This window comes from Collinsella aerofaciens (assembly GCF_015560135.1).
Classification (GTDB): Bacteria; Actinomycetota; Coriobacteriia; order Coriobacteriales; family Coriobacteriaceae; genus Collinsella; species Collinsella aerofaciens_AN.
The window spans coordinates 1-20,976 of the sequence record NZ_JADMRH010000008.1; the positions used below are offsets into that span (position 1 = coordinate 1).

A 20,976-nucleotide genomic window follows, 5' to 3' on the forward strand; every position below is an offset into this window, starting at 1 on the left:
TGCTTCACCCTCAAATCAACGCGCATAAAGAAAGCCTCCCATTTCTCATGTCCAAGAAATGGGAGGCAGTTCAATGGTGGTCTGGGCTTTTTTCATCTTGTATGCTGCTGAAGCCGAGCGCGAACAAGCCGCTGCTGTTTGTTGGGGTTGGCATTTTACTTTTCCAGATGCTCTTTCAGCAGCTCCAGCGCGTGGGCGTAGCCCTGGAGGCCTTCGCCGGTGATGGTGGCGAAGCAGGCTAGGCGTGCATAGCTCACCTGGCGGAAGTCCTCGCGCGTCTCTACGGCGCTGATGTGCACCTCGACGGCAGGGATGGCGACGGCCTTGAGGGCGTCAAGGATTGCCACGCTGGTGTGCGTGTAGGCTGCCGGGTTGATGACGATGCCGTCGACCTTGCCGTAAGCCTCCTGGATCTTGTCGACGATGCTGCCCTCGTGGTTGGACTGGAAGACCTCGACCTCGCTGAAGCCCTGTGCGGTTCCCGCTTCCTGGCAGATCTGCACTAAGCGGTCGTAGTTGTCGCTACCATAGATGCCCGGCTCGCGAATGCCGAGCATGTTGAGGTTGGGGCCGTTGATGACGAGTGCTTTCATGGTTGCTTCCTTTGCGGTTGGAAAGCCACCACAAAGGTGTCTGTCCCCTTTGTGGTGGCTTAGGTTAGAGAGCGGGTGGGAGGGTCTCGAGGAGGGCTTGGGCGGTGTTGGCAGCGCAGTCGCGTGAGTCGATGATGTAGTCGGCCCAGGCGCGGTAGCGCGGCATGCGCTGTTCAGCCAGCTTATCGATGCCGTCGCGCGCGGTGATGGGGCGGCCCTTGTGGGCGAGCTCGTCGAGCTTGCGGTTGAGCATCACGATCTGGCTATTCTGGTACAGCAGCGGGTAGTTCTCGTCGCGTGTGACCACGCCGCCGCCGGTGGAGAGCACCAGGCCGCTGCGCTTGGAAATGTCGGCCAGCTCCGCTGTCTCTTGCTCGCGGAAGGCGGCCTCGCCGCGCTCGACGATAAAGTCGGCACAGGGCATGCCCAGGCGCTCCTCGAGGGCGCGGTCCAGATCGATGTGCTCGCGACCCGTCAGCATTGCGATCTGCTCACCCACGCGGGTCTTGCCCGAACCCGGCATGCCGATCAGCGCTATGTTCTGTTCGCGGCGCGACAGGCGCTCCGTTACGTCCAGGATGCGCTCGCGCGGGGTGACCTGGCCGGTATAGCGCTCGACGGCTTGCGCTGCCTGGGCCACGAGCATGAGCAGGCCGCCGATGCAGGGGATGCCGCGGCGCTCGGCCTCGAGCATGAGTCCCGTGCGGGCGGGGTTGTAGACAATGTCGATAACGCCTTCGAGCGCATCGAGCCCTTCGAGTGTGCAGGGCGCGTCGGGGCAGTGGGGGAACATGCCGGCAGGCGTGCAGTTGACGAGCAGGGCGGCGTCGGACTGCTGCGCGATGTTGCCGTAGTTGACCTCGCTCGTGCGACCCACGGGTACGACGATGGCGCCCAGGTCTCCCAGCACCATACTTGCCGTGGTGCCGGCACCACCGGTGGCACCGAGGACGAGGACCTTCTTGCCGGCAACCTCTACGCCCAATTCCTCGACTAGGCACTGAAAACCGAAATAGTCAGTGTTGTCACCGCGCAGGCGGCCGTCGGGCAGGCGTGTGATGGTGTTAACGTTGCCCATGCGCTCGGCCAGCGGGCTCAGCTCGTCCAGGTACTCCATGACGGCGCGCTTGTAGGGGATGGTCACGTTGGTGCCCTCCCACTCGTCGCCCCTCATAAAGGCCGCGAGGTCCTCGGGCTCGCGCTCAAAACGCACGTACTCAAGCCCCGCCAGCTCCTTGTAGATGGTCGGGGTGTAGCTGTGGCCCAGCACGCGGCCCAGCACGCCATAGGGACGGGTTGCGGCGGTATCGGTCATCTAGAGCACCTCCGTGTAGCTGCCAAAGTAGGTAAAGCTCTCGCACACGTCGTCGATGGAATCGAGCAGGTCGTCGAGTGCCTTGCTGCCAAAGGGGCAGTCCAGGTCAAAGTAGAACATAAACTCAAAGTCGTGCCCGGGGATGGGACGGCTCTCGAGTTTGATGAGGTTGATGTTGAGCGCGTAGAAGCGCTCGAGCACGCGGTAGAGGGCGCCCGGCTCGTTGGCCGTGGTGATCATGAGCGAGGTGCGGTTGGCGCCGGGGTAGACGCGCGGCTCGCGGCTGATGACGACAAAGCGCGTGTAGTTGTTGTCCGAGTCCTGGATGTTGGATTCCAACACCTCCATACCATACAGCGCGGCACAGCTGCGCGAGGCGATAGCGGCGACATCGGTACGCTCGGAGCTGGCGACCATCTCGGCCGACATGGCCGTGTTAGGGTACTTGGTGGCGTGCAGGTCGTGGGACTCGATAAAGCTAGCGCACTGCGCGATGGCCTGACCGTGGCTGTAGACCTCGCGTATGTCCGCGAGCTTGGTGCCGGGCTTGACGAGCAAGTTGTGGTCGATCTTGAGGCGAAGCGAGCGCACGATGTGGAAGTCGGACTGGGCGAGCAGGTCGTAGACGGCGTTGACCGAGCCGGCGGTGGAGTTCTCGATGGGCAGCACGCCAAACTCGCAGAACCCGTCGCGTACGGCGCGCATGACGCCCTCGAAGGTCTCGAAGAACGCAATATCCGGCACGTCGAAGAGCTTGCACGCGGCTATCTGACTATAGGCACCTTCCACGCCCTGGCAGGCAACGGTGGCCGTTTGAGGGAAGGGCGTGTCGGAGGCTGCAGCCGTGGCGTGTGCCTTTTGCGAGACGGTGATGCCCTTGAGCTCGTTGATGTAGCGCTGCTGCTCGGCCTTGCTCATGCTCATGAGGAGGCGGAACAGGGTGATGGTCTGCGCCTCGTAGCGCTCGGGCGCGCGGCTGGCGAGGTTGTTGAGCTTGGAGCGCTCACGGGCGGGGTCGAAGACGGCCTTGCCCATCTCGATTTTTGACTTGGCTACCTCGGTGGCAATGTCCATTCGCTCGACAAAGCTGTTGAGGAGCGTGGTGTCGATGCCATCGATGGCCTGGCGGATGTCAGCAAGGTCCATGGAGGCCCCTTTCACGTAACGGCTGAGTTGGCAGGCAACCCAGGTGAGTCGGGTTAGAGCTGGGCGGCGTCCTCGAGGAGAGCGTCCCAGATGGCGAGGGCGGCGGCTGCTTCGGCTACGGGGACGGCTCGGGGGACGATGCAGGGATCGTGGCGGCCGTGGATCGAGAGCTCGGCATTTTCCATGGCGTCCATGTCTACGGTCTGCTGCTCGCGGCCAATCGAGGGCGTTGGCTTTACGGCCATGCGCCACATGACGGGCGCGCCGGTCGAAATACCGCCCAGGATGCCGCCGGCGTTGTTGGACTCAACCTCGATCTCGCCGGTCTCGGCGTCGATGCGATACGGATCGTTGTTCTCGCTGCCGCGCATGGCGGCCACGGCAAAGCCCATGCCAAACTCCACGCCCTTTACGGCGGGAATGCCAAACGCGATTTGCGCGATGCGGTTCTCGATGCCGTCGAACATGGGGTCGCCGATGCCCGCGGGAAGCCCGTAAATGCCGCACTCCACGATGCCGCCGATGCTGTCGAGCTCGTCGCGCGCGGCAAGAATCTCCTCGCGCATGCGGCCGGCTGCGGCGGCGTCAATGCACGGCAGATCGTTCGTAAGGATTGCCTTGCGGTCGGCCTCGCGATAGACCATATCGTCCATCGGCAGGTCGGAGATGCCGCCGATCTGCGCGACGTGCGCCATGACCTGAATGCCGCGGGCCTCAAGTGCCTGCAGCGCAATGCCGCCGGCGATGCATAAGGGGGCCGTTAGGCGGCCGGAAAAATGCCCGCCACCAGCGACATCGTGCATGTTGTGATACTTCACGCGCGCAGGGAAGTCCGCATGTCCGGGACGGGGCTTGCGGCGCAGCTCGGTGTAATCATTGGAGCGCGTGTTGGTGTTCTCGATAATCGCGGCGATGGGCGCGCCGGTGGTATGTCCATCGATCACACCGGCGATGATATGCGCTGCGTCGGCCTCGCGGCGTTTGGTTGCGGTCTCGTCGCGGCCGGGGGCGCGACGGTCGAGGAAGGCCTGCAGCTTCTCCTGGTCCACGGCGATGCCCGCCGGGATGCCATCGAGCGAGCAGCCGATAGCGGGGGAGTGCGATTGGCCGAAGATGCTTAAGTGCAAGACGTTGCCAAAGGTCGAGGACATGCTATTCCTCCTCGAGTGTGACCTTGCCGCCCAGCAGGCGGTAGTGGTCGAAAAAATCGGGATAGGACTTGTTGACGGCCTCGGCGCCGTGGATCACGACCTCGCCGGTGGCACGGCTCGCGGCGATGGCGGCCATCATGGCGATGCGGTGGTCGTTGTGCGAATCGACCTCGCCGCCGGTAAAGGCATCGACGCCCTTGATGATGAGGTCGTCGCCGGCAATACGCACCTGCGCGCCCAGCGCGGTGAGCTCGCGGGTGGTGGTGGCCAGGCGGTCGGATTCCTTGATACGCAGGCGGGCGCAATCGCGGATAAAGGTGCGGCCCTGTGCCAGCGAGGCCACGGCCGAGATAACGGGCACCAGGTCGGGAATGTCGTGGGCGCTCATCTCAAAGCCGGCGAGCTTGTCGGACTGCACGGTGGCGGCGTTGGTGGAGCGCACGATGCGGGCGCCAAAGCGCGAAAGCGCGGCAAGCACGTTGCGGTCGCCCTGTGCGGAGCTCAGGGACACGCCCTCGACGGTGATGGGGTCGGTGCCGATAGCGCCGGCACACAGCCAAAAGGCAGCGTTGGACCAGTCGCCCTCGACGGCCACGCTGCCGGGCGTGCGGTACGAGCCGCTGCTCACGCGGAAGTTCGTGACCTCGGGCTGGCCGTCCTTGGCCGGAATGCGCTCGACGTTGACCTCAACGCCAAAGGCCTTCATGGCCTGGATCGTTAGGTTGATGTAGGGGCGGCTCTCAATGAGGCCAGTCACCTGCACACAGGAGGGCTGGGCGAGCAACGGGGCTGCCAGCAGCAGGCCGGAGATATACTGCGAGCTTACGTTGCCCGGCAGCACAAAGGTGCCCGGGCGCATGCGTCCGCTTGTCTTGAGCGGAAAACCGCCCAGACCCTGTAGGTCGCAGCCGGCGGCAATGATCTCGTCCGAGAGCGGGGACAGCGGGCGTGCGCCTAGGCGGCCCTGTCCCACAAAGGTTGCCTCTGCCCCCAGCGCGCAGGCGACGGGCAGCATAAAGCGGAGCGTGGAGCCGCTCTCGCCGCAGTCGAGCGTGCCGCCGGCAAGGGCCTTGAGCAGGCCGAACTCAATGCTCTTCATGGTGGGGTGGACCTGGAAGCCGTCCTCGACGGTCTCGATGCGGGCGCCGAGCGCCGTGAGGCAGCGGACCGTGGCCTCAATATCGGCGCAGGTGGTGTTGCAGGTCACATGCGTCTCTCCGTTGGCAAGGGCAGCGCAGATGATGAGACGGTGCGCCATCGACTTGGACGCGATGGCGGGAACGGTGCCCTTAAGCGGGGACGGGGTGATGCGGGCTAGCATGCGGATGCGTCTCCCTTCTGGCCGAGGCCCTCGGCAATGAGTTCGTGGAAAGTGGAAAGCGGCGTGCGGTCGATGCTGCAGCGGCCAATGCCGTGCGGAATCACCAGGTCGATGGTGTCGCCCGCGCGCTTCTTGTCGTGGAGCGCCTCGGCAAAGACGGCATCGGCATTGAGGTCGCAGCGGGTCTTGAGGCCGTGGCGGGCGCAGAGCTCCTCAATACGGCCGGGCAGTGCAGCATCGCAAACGCCGTGCAGGGCCGCGGCGCGCGTGATGATGCCCATGCCGATCGACACGCAGTTGCCGTGTCCGAGCTCAAAGTGCTCGCAGGCCTCGACGGCGTGTCCGGCGCTGTGTCCAAAGTTGAGCAGCTTGCGCTGGTTGGTTTCGCGCTCGTCGGCGACGACCACGGCGCGCTTGATGTCGATGTTGCGGGCGATGATGAGTGCTACGCGGGCCACATCGCGGTTGAGCAGCTCCAGCGTGAGCGGGGTCTTCTCCAGCTCGGCGAAAAGCTCCGGGTCGGCGATCACGGCGTGCTTGACGACCTCGCCGCAGCCGTCGGCGAACTGCTCGGGCGTGAGGGTGGCCAGGCACCCCACGTCGGCGATAACCACGCTCGGCTGCCAAAAGGCGCCGGCCAAGTTCTTGCCGGCAGCCAGGTCGATGGCGGTCTTGCCGCCCACCGACGAATCCACCATGGCGAGCAGGCTCGTCGGGATCTGCACAAACTTGCAGCCGCGCATGTAGGTCGCGGCCACAAAGCCCGCCACATCGCCCACGACGCCGCCCCCGAGTGCCACGATCACGTCGGAGCGCGAAAGCTCGTGCTCGGCCACAAACTCCAAAATGGCAACATAGGTTTCGGCGCGCTTATGGGCCTCGCCGGCCTCGAAGGTGCAGATGCTCACCTCGTAGCCTGATGCCTCCAGGCTCTGCTTAACGGGCATCTGGTAGAGCGGGCCTACGTTGGTGTCCGTCACGATGACGGCCTTGGTGCCGCCGGCAGTGGCGCGCACGAGCGGTCCCGCCTGCTCCAGCAAAAACGTGCCAACATGCACCTGGTAGGGGCGTGCGGTGTCGATATCGATGGTAATCGCCATAAGCTTCGGTCCTTTCGACCTGGCGTGATAGGTGGTCTAGTGGGAGGCCTCGTCGTCGAGTGCGCGCTTAATGCGGTCGCCCTCGGCAAGGAGATTCTCCAGATAGCGCTGGTCGCGGTTCTTGAGCGCACGGCTGTAGGCGCCAAGCGACTCGATCAGATGGTCGATCTCGAAGGCGAGCGCGTCGGCGTCGTCGATCATGAGCTCGGACCACATTTGCGGGTTGAGGTGCGCCACGCGGGTGAGATCGCGGTAGCTACCGGCCGAAAAGCCGTGGTGGACCTGGGCGGTGGGGCTTTTGACGTAGGCGTTGGATACCACGTGCGCAAGCTGGCTCGTGAAGGCGATGACGCGGTCGTGCTCGGCGGCGCTGGTCACGCTGAACTTGCCAAAGCCCAAGGGGCGCACCATCTCGCGCACCTGGCCCAAAAGCTCCAGCTTGAGCGCATCGTCTACCGCGGGCGGTACGAGCACCAGCGGGGCGCCCTGGAACAGGTCGGCACGAGAGTTAGCGTAGCCCGAGAACTGGGTGCCCGCCATGGGGTGCGCGCCCACAAAGTAAAAGCCGTGCTCGCGGGCAAGCTCAAAGGCACGTTCGCACACGATGCCCTTGACGCCCACCGTGTCGATCACCACGGGGCCCATGATGGCGTCGGTGTCGGTGGCGTCGGCGAGCGCCTGGGCATGCGCCTCGAGCCACTCGATGCATGCCTCGGGGTAGCAAGCCAGGACGATGATGTCGCATTCGCCGAGTGTCTTGTCGTTGAGCTCTCCGGCGACAGTGCCCATGCTGGCGGCCGTCATGACATCGTCATCGGGGTCCCAGGCCAGCACGCGGACGCCCGCCTGTGCATAGCCGCGGGCAAAGCTACCGCCGATGAGGCCAAGGCCGACGATGCCGGCGCACTTGGGGCCGCCCTGGTTAACGCGCGCGTTTCTCACCGTACCCATGGGCTACTCCATGGTCTCTTGGCAGACAACCTCGCGGATGGCTCGGATGCGGCGCATGGTGTCGTCGAACTGATCGGGGGTGAGGGCCTGGGCGCCGTCGGACCAGGCGCGGCTCGGCTCGTCGTGGACCTCGATCTCCAGGCCGTTGGCACCGCAGGCGGTCGCGGCGAGCGCCATGGGCTCGACGTAGCGGGTGTAGCCGGTGGCGTGGCTGGGGTCGGCGACGACGGGCAGGTGCGACAGGTGGTGCAGCACCGGCACGGCGTTAAGGTCGAAGGTGTTGCGGGTGCGGGTCTCGAAGGTGCGGATACCGCGCTCGCACAGGATGACGTTGTCGTTGCCCTCGCTCATGATGTACTCGGCTGCCATAAGCAGCTCGTCGATCGTGCCGGACATGCCGCGCTTGAGCAGAATCGGGGTTTGGGTCTTGCCGACCTCCTTGAGCAGGGGGAAGTTCTGGGCGTTGCGGGCGCCGATCTGCATGACGTCAATCTTCTTGTCCAAGAAGACCTGCACGTCGCGTGGATCCATGATCTCTGTGACGATCGGCATGTCGAGCTCGGCAGACGCCTCGCACAGCAGGTCGAGGCCGGCGGGGCCCATGCCCTGGTAGGCGTAGGGGGAGGTGCGGGGCTTGTAGGCACCGCCGCGCAGCATCGTGGCGCCGGCGGCCTTCACGCGGCGTGCGATGCGGATGAGGTTCTCGCCCTCGACGGAGCAGGGACCGGCGATGACCTGGAACTGGTCGCCGCCGATCTTGACGCCGTGACCGCAGTCGATGACGGAGTCCTCGGGGTGGAACTTGCGGTTGGCGCGCTTGAACGGCTCGGAGACGCGCTGCACGCGCTCGACGACATCCATGGACTCGAGCAGGAACGGGTCGATCTTGGTCGTATCGCCCACCAGGCCGATAATCGTCTCATTCTCGCCGCGCGAGACATCGGTCTTCAGGCCCTTTTTCTCAATCCAGCTGACGATATGGCCGACGGCCTCGTCGCTGGCGCTCTGCTTTAAAATTGCAATCATGGTGTGCCTCTCACCTCGATGGATAACTTTTGCAAAAACGGCCCGCATCGCGAGCCGTGTATATATGGTGCATGAGAGTTTATACTATCTGACTCGCTTTTGCCTTCTAAAGTGGGCCGTTGCGCCGCGTCTTCCTCGGAATTGCAAAGCTTTTTCTTTTATTTTGATAGCCCGTGGTGCACTTGGGTATAATGCCAAACGTTGGCCCTATTAGCTCAGGGGATTAGAGCGTCTGCCTCCGGAGCAGAAGGCCGTTGGTTCGAATCCAACATGGGGCACCATCGAACGTAAGACCGTCCGAACCTCGCATGGTCCGGGCGGTTTTTCTTATACCGACGCGACGTGATGGGACGTGGTATGGCAGCAACGGATATCGAGCGCGGACTCTCAACCGCCGAGGTCGAGGAGCGTATCGCCGCCGGTAAAATCAACCGCAACATGGAACTCAAGACCAAGTCGGTCAAAGAGTTCATCATCGAGAACCTCTGCACGCTGTTCAATTTGATCAACGTGATCTTGGCTTTCCTGGTCATTTTGACCGGTTCGTTTAAGAATCTGACGTTCCTGTTCGTGGTGTTCTTGAACACCGCTATTGGCGTCATTCAGTCCATGCGTTCCAAGAAGATGGTCGATAAGCTCACGCTGCTGACCTCCAAGAAGGCCATCGCGGTGCGCGACGGCGCCGAGGTGGAGCTCGGCCTGGACCAGATCGTGCTCGACGACATCATCCGCTTGGGGCGCGGCGACCAGATTCCCGCCGACGCCGTGGTGGTGTCGGGCGAGGCGCTCGTGAACGAGAGCCTGCTGACGGGCGAGAGCGACCTTATTAAGAAACAGCCAGGCTCTGAGCTCATGAGCGGCAGCTTTATCGACTCGGGCCTGCTGCGCGCCCGCGTGATCCATGTCGGCGCCGACAACTACGTGGCCAAAATTAATAACGAGGCCAAGTACGTCAAAAAGGTTAATTCCGAGATCATGAACGCGCTGAACGCCATCGTGCGCTTTGCGAGCATCATCATGATCCCGCTCGGTTTGGCGTTGTTTGCCTCGAGTGTGAGCGAGCTGTGGGATGCCGCGGGAACCCCGGGCGATAGCGCGCTTTCGTGGTGCTTCTCCGAGCTGTTGGCCGGTCATGTGCCTTCGTCGGCGCTGCTGTCCACGGTGGGCGCCCTGCTGGGTATGATCCCGCAAGGCCTGGTGCTGCTGACTTCGTCGGTGCTCGCCATCGCCACGGTGCGCCTGGCCCGCCGCAAGGTGCTGGCACAGCAGCTCTACTGCATCGAGACACTCGCTCGCGTCGACGTGCTGTGCCTGGACAAGACGGGCACCATCACGTCGGGCCGTATGGAGGTCGAGGGCACGTATCCGCTGCCTGTTGAGGGTGTTGGCTTTGGCGTGGACTCGGACGAGGCGGCTGTTCCCGTCGATACCACAGTGCTCGATTTTGCGCTTGCCAACGTGGCACGTGCGACTTCGGCCGATGCCAACGAGACCTGCCAGGCGCTGCTCAACTATTACGCCGATCGCCCGGTCGAGGTGTCCGAGCCGCTGTCGGTCATTCCATTCTCGTCGTCTAAAAAATGGAGCGGCGCGTCGTTTGCGCAGGGCTCCTACGTAATGGGCGCCGCGCAATTTGTGCTCTCTGATCGTGCGTTTGCCCAGGTCGAGAACCGTGTCGCCGAGCTTGCCGATACCTGCCGCGTGCTCGTGGTGGCGCGCGTGGACGGCTTTACGCCCGATGGGGATATGGTGGGCGAGGCCGAGCCCGTGGGATTTGTGACCATCCGCGACGAGATTCGTACCTCGGCGGCCGAGACCATCGGCTACTTTAACGAGCAGGGCGTGACCCTCAACGTGATCAGCGGCGACGACCCGCGTACGGTGTCGTCGATCGCGCGCGTGGTGGGCGTGCCGGGGGCGGACGCTTATGTGGACGCCACGACGCTCGATACGCCGGCCAAGCTCGATGCCGCAGTGGACCGCTACCATGTCTTTGGTCGTGTGACCCCGCAGCAGAAGCGCGAGCTCGTGCAGGCGCTCAAGCGCCGCGAGCACACCGTGGCCATGACGGGCGACGGCGTCAACGACGTGCTGGCGCTCAAGGAGGCCGACTGCTCCGTCGCCATGGCGGCCGGCTCCGATGCCGCGCGTAATGTGGCCGAAATCGTACTCGTCGACAACGATTTTGCCTCGATGCCCGCCGTGGTGGCCGAGGGCCGTCGCTCCATCAACAACCTGCAGCGTTCGGCCTCACTGTTCCTGACCAAGACGCTGTTCTCGATGGGCCTGGCGGCGCTGTGCATCGCGCTGCCGCCGTACCCCTTCGAGCCCATCCAGATGACGCTCATTAACTTCTTCTGCATCGGCGCGCCGGGCTTTGTGTTGGGCCTGGAGCCCAACAATGCTCGTGTGAAGGGTGCGTTTTTGAGCAACGTACTCAAGCGTGCACTGCCGGCGTCGATTGCGGTCATTTTGGCTGCGGCGCTCGACATCTTTGTGGCGCGCGTGTTTGGCTTTAGCCAGCTCACGCTGTCTACGATGTGCCTGCTTACGTCGTGCGCGGCGAGCGTCAGCCTAATCTGGCGCATCTCGCAGCCTCTCACGCCCTTACGTGTGGTGCTCTTTGTGTTTGTAGTCGCCGGCATCCTGGTGGGCGTTATCGGATTCCCGGAGCTGCTGTCTATTGCCAACCTGTCGATGGGCCAGATGGTTATCTTGGCTGTTATCGTGGTCTTTACCTGCTCGGTGTTCTTTAAGCTCGCCACGATGATGGATTCGCTCAAGCCGCGTCGTCGTCATGCCGCAACTGGTTTTGGCCGCGGTGTGCGCGTCCGCCTGGGTCGCGGTGGCGGCAAGGTGAGCTCGACGGGCTCGACGGCCGAACGTTTTGCCAAGCGCGTCGCCGCCGACATGGCGCAGCGCCGCGAAGATCGCACCGCTCGCGAGGCCGAGGCCCGCGCACTCGAGGGCGTGGCCCAGGCCCAGCCCAAGAAAAAGAAGAGTACCGGAGCCAAGCGCTCTCGCGTGACCAAGTCCGCCCAAGGCATCAAAGTCTCGATGCCAAGCAAAAAGAAGAAGTAACTACGCGCCCTGCCGATGTTGAATTGGTGCCTTGCTCCTGTGGGGCCGTGGCGATGTTATGCTCTAACCTCGATTGTTTGAATTGCTTCGAAAAGAGGATGCCGTGATCTGCCCGCATTGCCTTAAGACTATCGAGGACGGCGCCTCGTTCTGCCCCTACTGCAACGCCTATGTGGGTCCGGGCGATGGCCCCGAGCACACCGAGTTCGTGTTCTGCGAGGGCTGCGGTGCCCGTCTTTCTCCGCATGATCGTACGTGTCCCAAATGCGGACGCCCCGCTCCGGGTATCCTCTCCGAGGACGCGGCCGCATCTGACCTGGCAGCGGGCCGCACGGCGGGCTTTCCGCGCCTAACGCAAGAGCAGATCGATACCGAGGTGCCTCATGCGCCCGCCTCGGCTGCCGCGGTTCTTTCGGATGCCGCCGACCCCAATGAGACTTGCGTGCTGCCGGCTTTCGATAAGGATTTCGGTATCCCCAAGGTCGACATTCCCACGCCCGTTTCCCTGCACGACGATGCTCAAAAACCCAAGCGCAAGGTGCACCCCGACGAGGACGCCTATCACAAGCACAAGCGTCATATCCCCAAGCCGCTCATCGTCATCGCGGTCCTTGCCGTCGTGTGCGGTGGTGCGTATTGGTTCGTGACGGCCGATCCCATGGGTGTCATGCCTGGCTTCTATGACCAGTTTGGCCAGGCCGCGCAGACGACCTTCCCCACGCGCCAAAAGGGCGAGGCGACTGAGGACGATACCAAGCAGGACGATTCTGCCGAGGTGGTCCAGGAAGAAACTGTGCTCACCGATGATCAGCTCTATACCAGGCTCGACGGTCTGTATCAGACCATCGTGTCCTACGGTGACGAGGACCAGATCGGCGAGGTCATCGATTCTTTTAACAATGGCTATCTTCGAACGCCACTGTCCACCCGTCAGGAGCTGTCGCAGAGTGCCTACGCCCTGCGCGACCAGATCAAAAAGACGCAAGATGAGCTTAACAACCTTAAGTATCAGGACGATACGGTCTATGCGGATGACATCGCCCACTTAAAGCAGCTTGCCGAGTGGATGTACGAGCGTGTCGACGTGATCTGTCAGAGCTGGGACATCTCGCTGGCCATTCCCGATGGTGAGTCGATGAGTTCCCACCAAAGCGATATCCTGGCGCCCATCGCACAGGGCGGCAACAGCGCGCTGAACCAGTACGACGCCAATGTGGGCTCCTGGAAGCCGCAGCAGCGTTCCCAAAATTAGTTCGCCATAGTCGGCATAACCTACGTGCGCAATTGATGTAAGCGTATGCTTATTGCTACAATTCGTACAAATATGCTTTAAACGCACGAGGAAGGAACCACATGTTTGGTTTTAAGAAAGAGCTCTACACGCCCGAGTATCAGCTTGCCGGCGACGAGTGCGCCGTTATCGAGACGTCGAAGGGTACCATCAAGGTCAAGTTTGACGGCGAGGGCGCTCCCATTCATGTCGCGAACTTCTGCGAGCTTTCCACGATGGGCTTCTATGATGGCCTTAAGTTCCATCGCTATGTGCCCGGTTTTGTCATCCAGGGCGGCGACCCCAATACCCGCGATATGTCCGGCGCCGACGTTGCTGCCGGTCTTGAGGGCCCCGATGGCATGCCCGGTACCGGTGGCCCCGGCTACTGCATCAAGGGCGAGTTTGCCACCAATCCGCGCAACAGCCATGTCGATGGTGCCCTTGCCATGGCACGCTCCATGGACCCCGATTCCGCGGGTTCGCAGTTCTACTTCTGCCTGGGCGCCCAGCATAACCTCGATTCCGGTTACACCGTCTTTGGTACCACGGTCGAGGGTCTCGATGTGATTTCGCAGCTGCGTGCCGGCGACGAGATCGTCCATGTCGAGATCGTTCACGAGTAAAGGGGACTTCCTTGAATAGCCAGCTGATCCAACAGGGCCGCGCCGCTTACCGCGCGGGTGATTTTTCCGCTGCAGCCCAGATGCTTGGGGCGGCAAAGACTCCCGATGAGATTATGGGCGAGGCCGATCACCTTCGTGGCAACGCCTTGATGCACCTGGGCATGTATGCCGAGGCCGCCGAGGCTTATGCTGCCGCCCTCAACGACGGCACCTACGGCAAGCGCGGCGCGCTGCTCACCAACCGCGGCAAGGCGCTCGCCGCCGTGGGCGACTACACGACGGCCGCCCAGGCGTTCTCTGCTGCTACGCAGGATGCTTCCTATGCCACGCCGTTCAAGGCCTATCTGGGCCTGGGCAATGCGCTGTTCCAGTCGGGCGATTATGCCAACGCGGGTACTGCCTTCCGTCAGGCTGCCATCGACGGCGCCAATCCGGCTCCTGCCGCCGCACTGGGCGAGCTTGGTCGTTGCTTCATTAAGCTCGGCCGTCCGGCGGATGCCGTGGAGACCTACCGCACGGCTATCGACTTTGCCGGCCCCCGCGACGACACGCGTGCGCTCAACGCCGGCATGGGTCAGGCACTTTCTGCCGCCGGCCGCCCCTCCGACGCACTCGACGCCTTTAACGCCGCTACTGCCGATGGCATCTACCAGCTCACCTCCGAGCAGGCCGATGAGCTTGCCCGCGTGCACGATTCGCTTGCCGCGCTGTCTGCCCAGACGGCTATGGCCACGGCTCCGGCGCCCGCGATGGACGCTCCTGCCGTCGATCCGCTCGATCCTACGGGCGCGACCGGTCAGTTTATGCCCGATCCCTCGGACACCGGCTTCTTTACGCTGTCCGAGTCCGAGATGGTCCAGCAGGACCGTCAGGATCGTAAGCAGGCCAAGGTCCGTCGTCGCCATCGCCACACGGGTCTCAAAGTCTTCATCGTGCTGCTTCTGCTCATTTTGATCGCCGCGGGCGGTCTGGGCTTTGCCTACACGCGCGGCTTTGGCTTCCCCTCGCAGGAGTCGGTTATCACCGATCTGTTCCAGGCTGCCGGCGACGGTGACACCGCAAAGGCCGAGTCTTGCCTGGCCTCGAGCCTGTCCGAGGACGCCAAATCGATGATCATCTCCTCGATTCCGCAGGGCGCCACCGTGTCCGTCGAGGGCATGGATCAGTCCATGACCGAGACGACCGCCAAGGTTAAGGCATCGCTGTCCAAGGGCGGCGAGCAGGAGTACACCGTCAAATTCGTGCGCTCCGATAACCATATCGGTTGGGCCGTTTCCTCGCTCGATATGGATTTCTCGGCTGCTGACAACCAGTAGTGACCTTATGGGATTTAGCTTTGCCCGGCGCTTCACCGCAAGTGAGGTGCCGGGCTTGCGCTAGTATGATGAGCTAGTAGTTTTCCAGCAATCATCCAACACATCAGGAGTTGCGTTGTTTTCTTTGATGGATATGTTCTTCTGTAGCTATGCGGGCGATCTTGCCATCGACCTCGGCACCGCAAATACGCTTGTCTCCGTGCGCGGCAAGGGCATCGTCATTCGCGAGCCCTCTGTTGTCGCCATCGACAAGAACGACGAGCGCATCCTGGCGGTCGGTATCGAGGCAAAGCGCATGCTCGGCCGTACGCCCGGCAACATCGTGGCCGTTCGTCCCCTGAAGGACGGCGTCATCGCCGACTTCGATGTTACCGAGGCCATGCTTCGCTACTTTATCGACAAGGCGTCCGAGAAGCGCTATCCGTGGACCCCGCGTCCGCGCGTTGTCGTCTGCGTTCCTTCCGGCGTCACGTCGGTCGAGAAGCGAGCTGTCTTTGAGGCCACGATCCAGGCCGGTGCCCGCCAGGCCTATCTGATCGAAGAGCCTATGGCCGCCGCTATCGGCGCCGACCTGCCCGTCGAGGAACCCACCGGCTCCATGGTCATCGACATCGGTGGCGGTACCACCGAGGTCGCTGTTATCGCTATGGGCGGCATCGTCGTCTCGCAGTCCATCCGTATTGCCGGTGACGAGTTCGACCAGGCCATCCTCACGCACGTTCGCGATGCCTACAACCTGGCCATCGGCGAGCGTACGGCAGAGGACATCAAGATCAAGGTCGGTTCCGCCGTGCCGCTCAAGGACGAGCTCGACGTCGAGGTCAACGGCCGCGACGTGATCACCGGTCTGCCCAAGACCGTGCGCATCGAGAGCGAGGAGATTCGTCGCGCACTCAACAAGCCACTCGACGAGATGGCCAAGGCCGTCAAGGACGCACTCGACGCTACGCCTCCCGATCTTGCCTCGGACCTTATGTACTACGGCATTTTGCTGACCGGTGGCGGTGCGCTGCTGCGCGGTCTCGACGTGCGCCTGCGCGATGAGACCGGTGTTTCGGTCAACGTCAGCCCCACGGCGCTCGATAATGTCGTTAACGGCTGCGCCCGCGTGCTCGAGGCCAATGCGTTTGATGGCGGCTTCGTCCAGACCAATGCTTAATTTCCAAAAGGTGGATTCCATTTGGCACGATCTTCGGGTTTCTCCACAAATCTGAATACCAAGCGACAATCAACGGGTATGCGCCCGTTGATTGTTTTCAGCCTGATTTCGGTGTTGCTGCTCACGTTTTACATCCGCGAGGGCGAGGCAGGGCCGATTCATGCCGTGCGTTCGGGCGTAACGACGATTACCTCTCCGGTGCGCTTTGTGGGCTCGGCTGTGGCGGCTCCCTTCAATGCGATTGGCAACGTGTTCTCTAACCTAACGGCGTCGCAGGACACGCTCGACGAGCTCAAGAAGCAAAATGAGGAGCTGACCTCTAAGGTCGCCGAGCTTTCTGAGGCTCAAAAGACCGCTGAGCGTCTGGAGGGGCTGGTCGGCCTGCAGTCGACCTACAACCTCAAATCGACCGCAGCTCGTATCGTTGGTGCCTCGGGCGATGCCTGGACCTCGACCGTCACGATTGATAAGGGTTCTGCCGACGGGCTTACCATCAACATGCCTGTGACGAGTTCGGCCGGTGTTATCGGCCAGATCATCGAAGTCTCGGCCAAAACGTCCACCGTGCGCCTGATTGGCGACGAGAACTCCGGCGTATCCGCCATGGTGCAGGACACGCGCGCCCAGGGCATGCTGCAGGGTCAGGCTGACGGCACGCTGCGTCTTGAGTACGTGAGCGTCGACTCCGATGTTAAGGTTGGCGACATCATCGTGACCTCGGGCATCGGTGGCGTGTTCCCCAAGGGTCTACCGCTCGGCACCGTCTCGTCGGTTGAGAAATCGGCAAACGACGTGTACTACACCATTGTGGTGCGCGCTCAGACCACGGCCGAGAACAACGAGGAAGTGCTGGTCATCACCTCGCTGACCGACGAACAATCGGCCTCGGATGAGGACGTGAGTACGGCCAACAGCACGCCGCAGGGAACGTCGCGCGACGCTGCGACCAAGACGAAGGACGAGAGCTCGGATGACAGTTCCGACACGTCCGAGACGACCGATTCTGGCTCGAGCGAATAGGGGGCATGTCCATGGATCTACACGAGCAGGGGATGAACTCCCGTACGTTTGTGATCGCCGCCATCGTGTGCGTGCTGCTGCAGGCAGGCCTGGCACCGCAGATCTCCATTGCGGGCGGTCGCGTCAACTTCATGATTATCCTGGTGTGCCTAAGCGTGTTCTCGGGCGACCCGACCCGTGCCGTCGTGTGCGGTTTTTGCAGCGGCTTGTTTTATGACCTGTTCGCTGCCGTGCCGGTGGGCGTTATGTCGCTCCTGCTGACCGTGGGCTCTTTTGCCCTGGTGCACAGCGCCGTCGGTCAGACGGGCGGTACCCCGAGTGCGCGCGGCATCACCGTGGGCGCCTTTGCGCTCGTCATTAATGTGATCTACAGCATCATCTTGCTGTTTATGGGTTTGGAGACGAGCTTTGTCGTGGCGATCTTTGGGCATGCGTTGCCGTCTTCGATCCTGACGGGTCTGGTTGCCATTCCGTTTTTGATGTCCGGCGTCGTGCCGCAGTCCGGCTATGGATTCTCCGCATGTGGCGGACGCCAGACGGGTATGCGCTTTAAGCCCAAGACCCGCAAGCTCAAATAGGGGAGGCCCGTAGATGTCTTCCCAGTTGACGGTTATTATCGCCGGTATCGTGCTGGTTGTGGCCATCGTGGTCGCGCTGGTCATCATGCGTCGTGGCGATTCCCGTTTTACCTACGATACGCAGCATGGAACGGCCCCGCGCGCCACCGAGGGCGAGGGCAATACCGCGGCGACCGCCTTTAAGGGCCGCTTTTCCATCCTCACCACGGGTGTGGGCGCGATGTTTGCGGCGCTCGCCGTCAAGCTGTGGGGCATGCAGATGGTCTCGTCGGACTATTACGAGAAGCAGGCTAATAGCAATCAGACTCGCACCGTTACCACTCCCGCTGTGCGCGGCCGCATCCTCGACCGCAATGGCGTGGCGCTTGTCCAGAACCGTCCCTCACTTGCTGTCGTGGCCTACCGCGACCTTGCCGAGGATGAGGTTCTGGTTCGCCATCTTGCCAACGTGCTTGGAATGCCTTACGTGGCGGTCCTTCGTAATATTCAGGACAATACAGAGGGCGCTCAGAGCCTGCATACCATCGCGACGGACGTCCGTCGCTCCACGGTTGCCTATATTCAGGAGCATGCCGGCGAGTTCCCGGGCGTCAAGATTGCCGAGCGTACCGAGCGCCAGTATCCATATGGCGAGACGGCATGCCATATCTTGGGCTATACCGGCACCATTACCTCCGAGCAGCTCGAGGCCCAGAATAAGAAAACCTCTGGCGATGATGATGCTTCTGCTGGCAAGATTACGTACCAGTCGGGCGATATCGTGGGCCAGGCGGGCGTTGAGAGCTACTACGAAAACCTGCTGCAGGGTATTCGTGGTGAGCAGACCGTCAAGGTCGATGCCTCGGGCAATGTGACCGGTCAGGCCGGCGCCGTGCCCGCGAAGGCCGGCTCTGACATTAAGCTCACGCTCGACCTTAAGATCCAACAGGCCTGCGAGACGGCGCTGGCGAGCGCTATCGAGCTTGCCAAGACCACTGGCTACAGCAATGCCGGCAACGGCGCTGTAGTGTGTCTCGATCCCAACAATGGCGAGATCCTGGGCATGGCGAGCCAGCCCAAGTTCGATCCGTCCGTCTTTATTGGCGGCGTCTCAAATGACGTGTGGACCGAGCTCAATGATGACAAGGGTTCCCACCCGCTGCTCAACCGCGCCATTAGCGGACAGTACATGTCGGCCTCGACCATCAAGCCGCTCTCGGCACTGGCCGGTCTTGAGTTTGGAACCTACACGTCGGGGCAGACGACCAACTGCACGGGTTATTGGACGGGTCTGGGCAAGTCGTGGGGCAAGTACTGCTGGCTGCATTCCGGCCACGGCACCATGACGCTGCAGTCGGGTATCGCCAACTCGTGCGACCCTGTCTTCTACGACATGGGCAAGGCGTTCTTTTATGACGAGCAACATCCCGAGGGTCTGCAGGAGGTCTTTCGTCGCTGGGGTCTAGGCAAGACCTGCGGTATCGATCTGCCGAGTGAGGGCGCGGGCCGTATTCCCGATGCCGAGTGGAAAGAGTCGTACTTCACCGACGCATCTGCCGAGGACCGCAAGTGGAATGCCGGCGATATGACCAACATTGCCATCGGTCAGGGCGACATCCTGGTGACGCCCCTGCAGATGGCGTGTGCCTATATGGGTCTTGCCAACGGCGGCAAACAGTACGTGCCTCACGTGTTTTTGTCTGCCGTGTCGCGCGATGGCGACGGCGATGCCTATAAGTACAACGGCAAGGGCAAGAAGAAGCGCCTGGAGGCCAAGATCAACAGCGATTCGGATTTGGCTCTTGTTCGCAACGGCATGCACGACGTGATTTACACGGCATCGACGTCCCTGGCGGCTCACTTTGGCACCCTGACGCCGCAGGTATACGGCAAGTCGGGCACGGGCGAGAAAAGTGGCGAGGATGAATACGCGTGGTTCTGCGCCTATGCACCGGCCGATGACCCCAAGTATGTCATCGCTACCGTCCTGGAGCAGGGCGGCGGTGGCTCAGATACCGCGATGCATGTCGTGCGCGACGTGCTCGGCGTGATTTATGACGAGCCCGATACCTCTTCGGCCTCGGGCGATTCTTCGGTTCGATAGGAGGTTGCGATGGATTTTTCTCCGGCGGATCTGTTCCGTTCAACCAAGACCGGCTCTCGCAGCAGCCTGGACCGTGTCAACAAGCAACTTTCGGCCTCGCGCGGCACGTTTCGCCAAAAGGTGCATATCGGTGTGCTCGTGGCTACAGTGGCCCTCGTCGCCTACGGCGCCATCATTATCTGGTCGGCTTCGCAGTTTAAGGCCGACGCTTCGTTCTCACGCCATCTGCTGGGAATTGGAATCGGTACGGTGCTGGCGGTGCTGGTCTGGCGTACCGACCTGCGCGGTATTTCCAATTTCTCGACGGCGTTGCTCGTCATCGACCTGATCGTGATCCTCTCGCCCAAGATTCCAGGTCTGTCCTATACGGGCGGTCTGGGCATGACGGGCTGGATCAAGATTCCCGGTATCGGCTTGACATTCCAGCCGGTTGAGCTTGCCAAGCTCATCACCATCTTCTTTATTGCTACGCTTGGCTCGCAGTATAACGGTCGCATCGATACCGTTCGCGACTACGTCAAGCTCTGCGGCATGCTGTCCATTCCGTTTTTGGCCGTCGTTGCCATGGGCGACCTGGGCTCGGGCCTGGTCGTGCTTGTTTCGGGCGCCATCGTCATCTGTATGAGCGGTGCACGCCGCGAATGGGTGCTGTCGACCCTGGCCCTGCTCGTGGGCCTGGTGGCCCTCGTCCTGGCGCTCGATTCGGTCTTTGATTCGTTGCTCGGCCACGATGTGCTCATCAAGCAGTACCAGATGAACCGTCTGACGGTCTTTATCGACCCCGATAATGCCGATTCGGACGATGCCTACAACCTGCAGCAGTCGCTTATCGCCGTTGGCTCGGGCGGCTTCTTTGGTAAGGGCCTGGGGCATGCGACGCAGTCGGCCGGCGGCTTTCTGCCTGAGTTCCACACCGACTTCGTCTTCGCCTTCCTGTCCGAGACCTTTGGCTTTTGCGGTTCCTTTTTGCTCCTGTGCCTCTACGTGCTGCTGATCTTTTCGACGATTCGCGTCGCCTTTAAGTGCGAGTCGCTGTTTTTGCGTCTTTCGTGTGTGGGCATCGTTGGCATGTGGGCGTTCCAGACTTTCGAAAACATCGGCATGTGCATCGGCATGATGCCGATTACCGGTATTCCGCTACCGTTTATTAGCTTCGGTTCGTCTTCGATGATGATTCAGCTGCTGACGGTGGGTATCGTACAATCCATATGGCGGCATCGTTCGGGCGCCGCGTAACCGC

17 protein-coding genes and 1 tRNA gene are annotated in these 20,976 nt (G+C 62.1%); 10 read left to right on the forward strand and 8 right to left on the reverse strand.

The genetic code is table 11. From position 1 onward, the window contains the following. Nucleotides 1–155: 155 nt before the first annotated feature. The 8 genes from aroQ to aroF form a co-directional block, all read right to left on the reverse strand. Nucleotides 156–593 (reverse strand): type II 3-dehydroquinate dehydratase, encoded by a 438-nt coding sequence (gene aroQ / locus I2H19_RS04820; RefSeq protein WP_195503086.1) that lies wholly within the window; start codon nt 591–593, stop codon nt 156–158. Between the two features lie 64 nt (nt 594–657). After that, on the reverse strand, nt 658–1,908 hold the full coding sequence (locus tag I2H19_RS04825; RefSeq protein ID WP_195621676.1) for a shikimate kinase: 1,251 nt from the start codon (nt 1,906–1,908) through the stop codon (nt 658–660). Beyond that, nucleotides 1,909–3,054: a prephenate dehydratase gene (gene pheA / locus I2H19_RS04830; RefSeq protein ID WP_195621677.1), complete on the reverse strand. Its 1,146-nt coding sequence runs from the start codon at nt 3,052–3,054 to the stop codon at nt 1,909–1,911. Between the two features lie 53 nt (nt 3,055–3,107). Then, on the reverse strand, nt 3,108–4,205 hold the full coding sequence (aroC, locus tag I2H19_RS04835; RefSeq protein WP_195621683.1) for a chorismate synthase: 1,098 nt from the start codon (nt 4,203–4,205) through the stop codon (nt 3,108–3,110). 1 nt (nt 4,206) lies between these two features. Further along, nucleotides 4,207–5,526, reverse strand: coding sequence for a 3-phosphoshikimate 1-carboxyvinyltransferase (gene aroA, locus I2H19_RS04840; protein ID WP_138112729.1), 1,320 nt, complete (start codon nt 5,524–5,526; stop codon nt 4,207–4,209). Then, nucleotides 5,520–6,626 (reverse strand): 3-dehydroquinate synthase, encoded by a 1,107-nt coding sequence (aroB, locus tag I2H19_RS04845; protein ID WP_195621685.1) that lies wholly within the window; start codon nt 6,624–6,626, stop codon nt 5,520–5,522. Before aroB ends, aroA begins: the two co-directional genes overlap by 7 nt. Nucleotides 6,627–6,662: 36 nt before the next feature. Beyond that, nucleotides 6,663–7,577, reverse strand: a complete 915-nt coding sequence (locus I2H19_RS04850; RefSeq protein WP_195621688.1) for a prephenate dehydrogenase — start codon at nt 7,575–7,577, stop codon at nt 6,663–6,665. A gap of 3 nt (nt 7,578–7,580) precedes the next feature. After that, nucleotides 7,581–8,603 carry a 3-deoxy-7-phosphoheptulonate synthase gene (gene aroF / locus I2H19_RS04855; RefSeq protein WP_035138595.1) on the reverse strand — a complete coding sequence of 341 codons (1,023 nt, stop codon included), beginning with the start codon at nt 8,601–8,603 and terminating at the stop codon, nt 7,581–7,583. Nucleotides 8,604–8,807: 204 nt separating this feature from the next. Between aroF and I2H19_RS04860 the strand changes: the two genes are divergently transcribed. From I2H19_RS04860 to I2H19_RS04905, 10 genes are all read left to right on the forward strand, one after another. After that, nucleotides 8,808–8,884 (forward strand) — tRNA-Arg (locus I2H19_RS04860). Nucleotides 8,885–8,960: 76 nt separating this feature from the next. Then, the gene (locus I2H19_RS04865; RefSeq protein ID WP_195621689.1) at nt 8,961–11,684 is read left to right on the forward strand and encodes an HAD-IC family P-type ATPase; all 2,724 of its coding nucleotides are present in this window, start codon (nt 8,961–8,963) and stop codon (nt 11,682–11,684) included. A 103-nt stretch (nt 11,685–11,787) separates the two neighbouring features. After that, entirely contained in the window at nt 11,788–12,936 is a 1,149-nt protein-coding gene (locus I2H19_RS04870; RefSeq protein WP_195621691.1) for a zinc ribbon domain-containing protein, read from the forward strand. 101 nt (nt 12,937–13,037) lie between these two features. Continuing rightward, the gene (locus I2H19_RS04875; RefSeq protein ID WP_006236059.1) at nt 13,038–13,580 is read left to right on the forward strand and encodes a peptidylprolyl isomerase; all 543 of its coding nucleotides are present in this window, start codon (nt 13,038–13,040) and stop codon (nt 13,578–13,580) included. A gap of 11 nt (nt 13,581–13,591) precedes the next feature. After that, nucleotides 13,592–14,896 carry a tetratricopeptide repeat protein gene (locus I2H19_RS04880; RefSeq protein ID WP_229065279.1) on the forward strand — a complete coding sequence of 435 codons (1,305 nt, stop codon included), beginning with the start codon at nt 13,592–13,594 and terminating at the stop codon, nt 14,894–14,896. A 127-nt stretch (nt 14,897–15,023) separates the two neighbouring features. Next, nucleotides 15,024–16,055 (forward strand): rod shape-determining protein, encoded by a 1,032-nt coding sequence (gene mreB / locus I2H19_RS04885; protein WP_195621762.1) that lies wholly within the window; start codon nt 15,024–15,026, stop codon nt 16,053–16,055. 78 nt (nt 16,056–16,133) lie between these two features. After that, complete coding sequence (gene mreC / locus I2H19_RS04890; RefSeq protein ID WP_082421788.1) at nt 16,134–17,075, forward strand: rod shape-determining protein MreC; 942 nt, start codon at nt 16,134–16,136, stop codon at nt 17,073–17,075. Nucleotides 17,076–17,086: 11 nt separating this feature from the next. Further along, nucleotides 17,087–17,653, forward strand: a complete 567-nt coding sequence (locus tag I2H19_RS04895; RefSeq protein ID WP_195621693.1) for a rod shape-determining protein MreD — start codon at nt 17,087–17,089, stop codon at nt 17,651–17,653. Nucleotides 17,654–17,666: 13 nt separating this feature from the next. Next, complete coding sequence (gene mrdA, locus I2H19_RS04900; protein WP_118405501.1) at nt 17,667–19,736, forward strand: penicillin-binding protein 2; 2,070 nt, start codon at nt 17,667–17,669, stop codon at nt 19,734–19,736. 9 nt (nt 19,737–19,745) lie between these two features. Continuing rightward, nucleotides 19,746–20,972: an FtsW/RodA/SpoVE family cell cycle protein gene (locus tag I2H19_RS04905; RefSeq protein WP_152068245.1), complete on the forward strand. Its 1,227-nt coding sequence runs from the start codon at nt 19,746–19,748 to the stop codon at nt 20,970–20,972. Nucleotides 20,973–20,976: the final 4 nt, after the last annotated feature.

Bases quoted from the DNA above. Each gene is read 5' to 3' on its own strand.
- aroQ (WP_195503086.1), bottom strand. From the start codon at position 593: ATGAAAGCACTCGTCATCAACGGCCCCAACCTCAACATGCTCGGCATT.
- I2H19_RS04825 (WP_195621676.1), bottom strand. From the start codon at position 1,908: ATGACCGATACCGCCGCAACCCGTCCCTATGGCGTGCTGGGCCGCGTG.
- pheA (WP_195621677.1), bottom strand. From the start codon at position 3,054: ATGGACCTTGCTGACATCCGCCAGGCCATCGATGGCATCGACACCACG.
- aroC (WP_195621683.1), bottom strand. From the start codon at position 4,205: ATGTCCTCGACCTTTGGCAACGTCTTGCACTTAAGCATCTTCGGCCAA.
- aroA (WP_138112729.1), bottom strand. From the start codon at position 5,526: ATGCTAGCCCGCATCACCCCGTCCCCGCTTAAGGGCACCGTTCCCGCC.
- aroB (WP_195621685.1), bottom strand. From the start codon at position 6,626: ATGGCGATTACCATCGATATCGACACCGCACGCCCCTACCAGGTGCAT.
- I2H19_RS04850 (WP_195621688.1), bottom strand. From the start codon at position 7,577: ATGGGTACGGTGAGAAACGCGCGCGTTAACCAGGGCGGCCCCAAGTGC.
- aroF (WP_035138595.1), bottom strand. From the start codon at position 8,603: ATGATTGCAATTTTAAAGCAGAGCGCCAGCGACGAGGCCGTCGGCCAT.
- I2H19_RS04865 (WP_195621689.1), top strand. From the start codon at position 8,961: ATGGCAGCAACGGATATCGAGCGCGGACTCTCAACCGCCGAGGTCGAG.
- I2H19_RS04875 (WP_006236059.1), top strand. From the start codon at position 13,038: ATGTTTGGTTTTAAGAAAGAGCTCTACACGCCCGAGTATCAGCTTGCC.
- mreB (WP_195621762.1), top strand. From the start codon at position 15,024: ATGGATATGTTCTTCTGTAGCTATGCGGGCGATCTTGCCATCGACCTC.
- mreC (WP_082421788.1), top strand. From the start codon at position 16,134: ATGCGCCCGTTGATTGTTTTCAGCCTGATTTCGGTGTTGCTGCTCACG.
- I2H19_RS04895 (WP_195621693.1), top strand. From the start codon at position 17,087: ATGGATCTACACGAGCAGGGGATGAACTCCCGTACGTTTGTGATCGCC.
- mrdA (WP_118405501.1), top strand. From the start codon at position 17,667: ATGTCTTCCCAGTTGACGGTTATTATCGCCGGTATCGTGCTGGTTGTG.
- I2H19_RS04905 (WP_152068245.1), top strand. From the start codon at position 19,746: ATGGATTTTTCTCCGGCGGATCTGTTCCGTTCAACCAAGACCGGCTCT.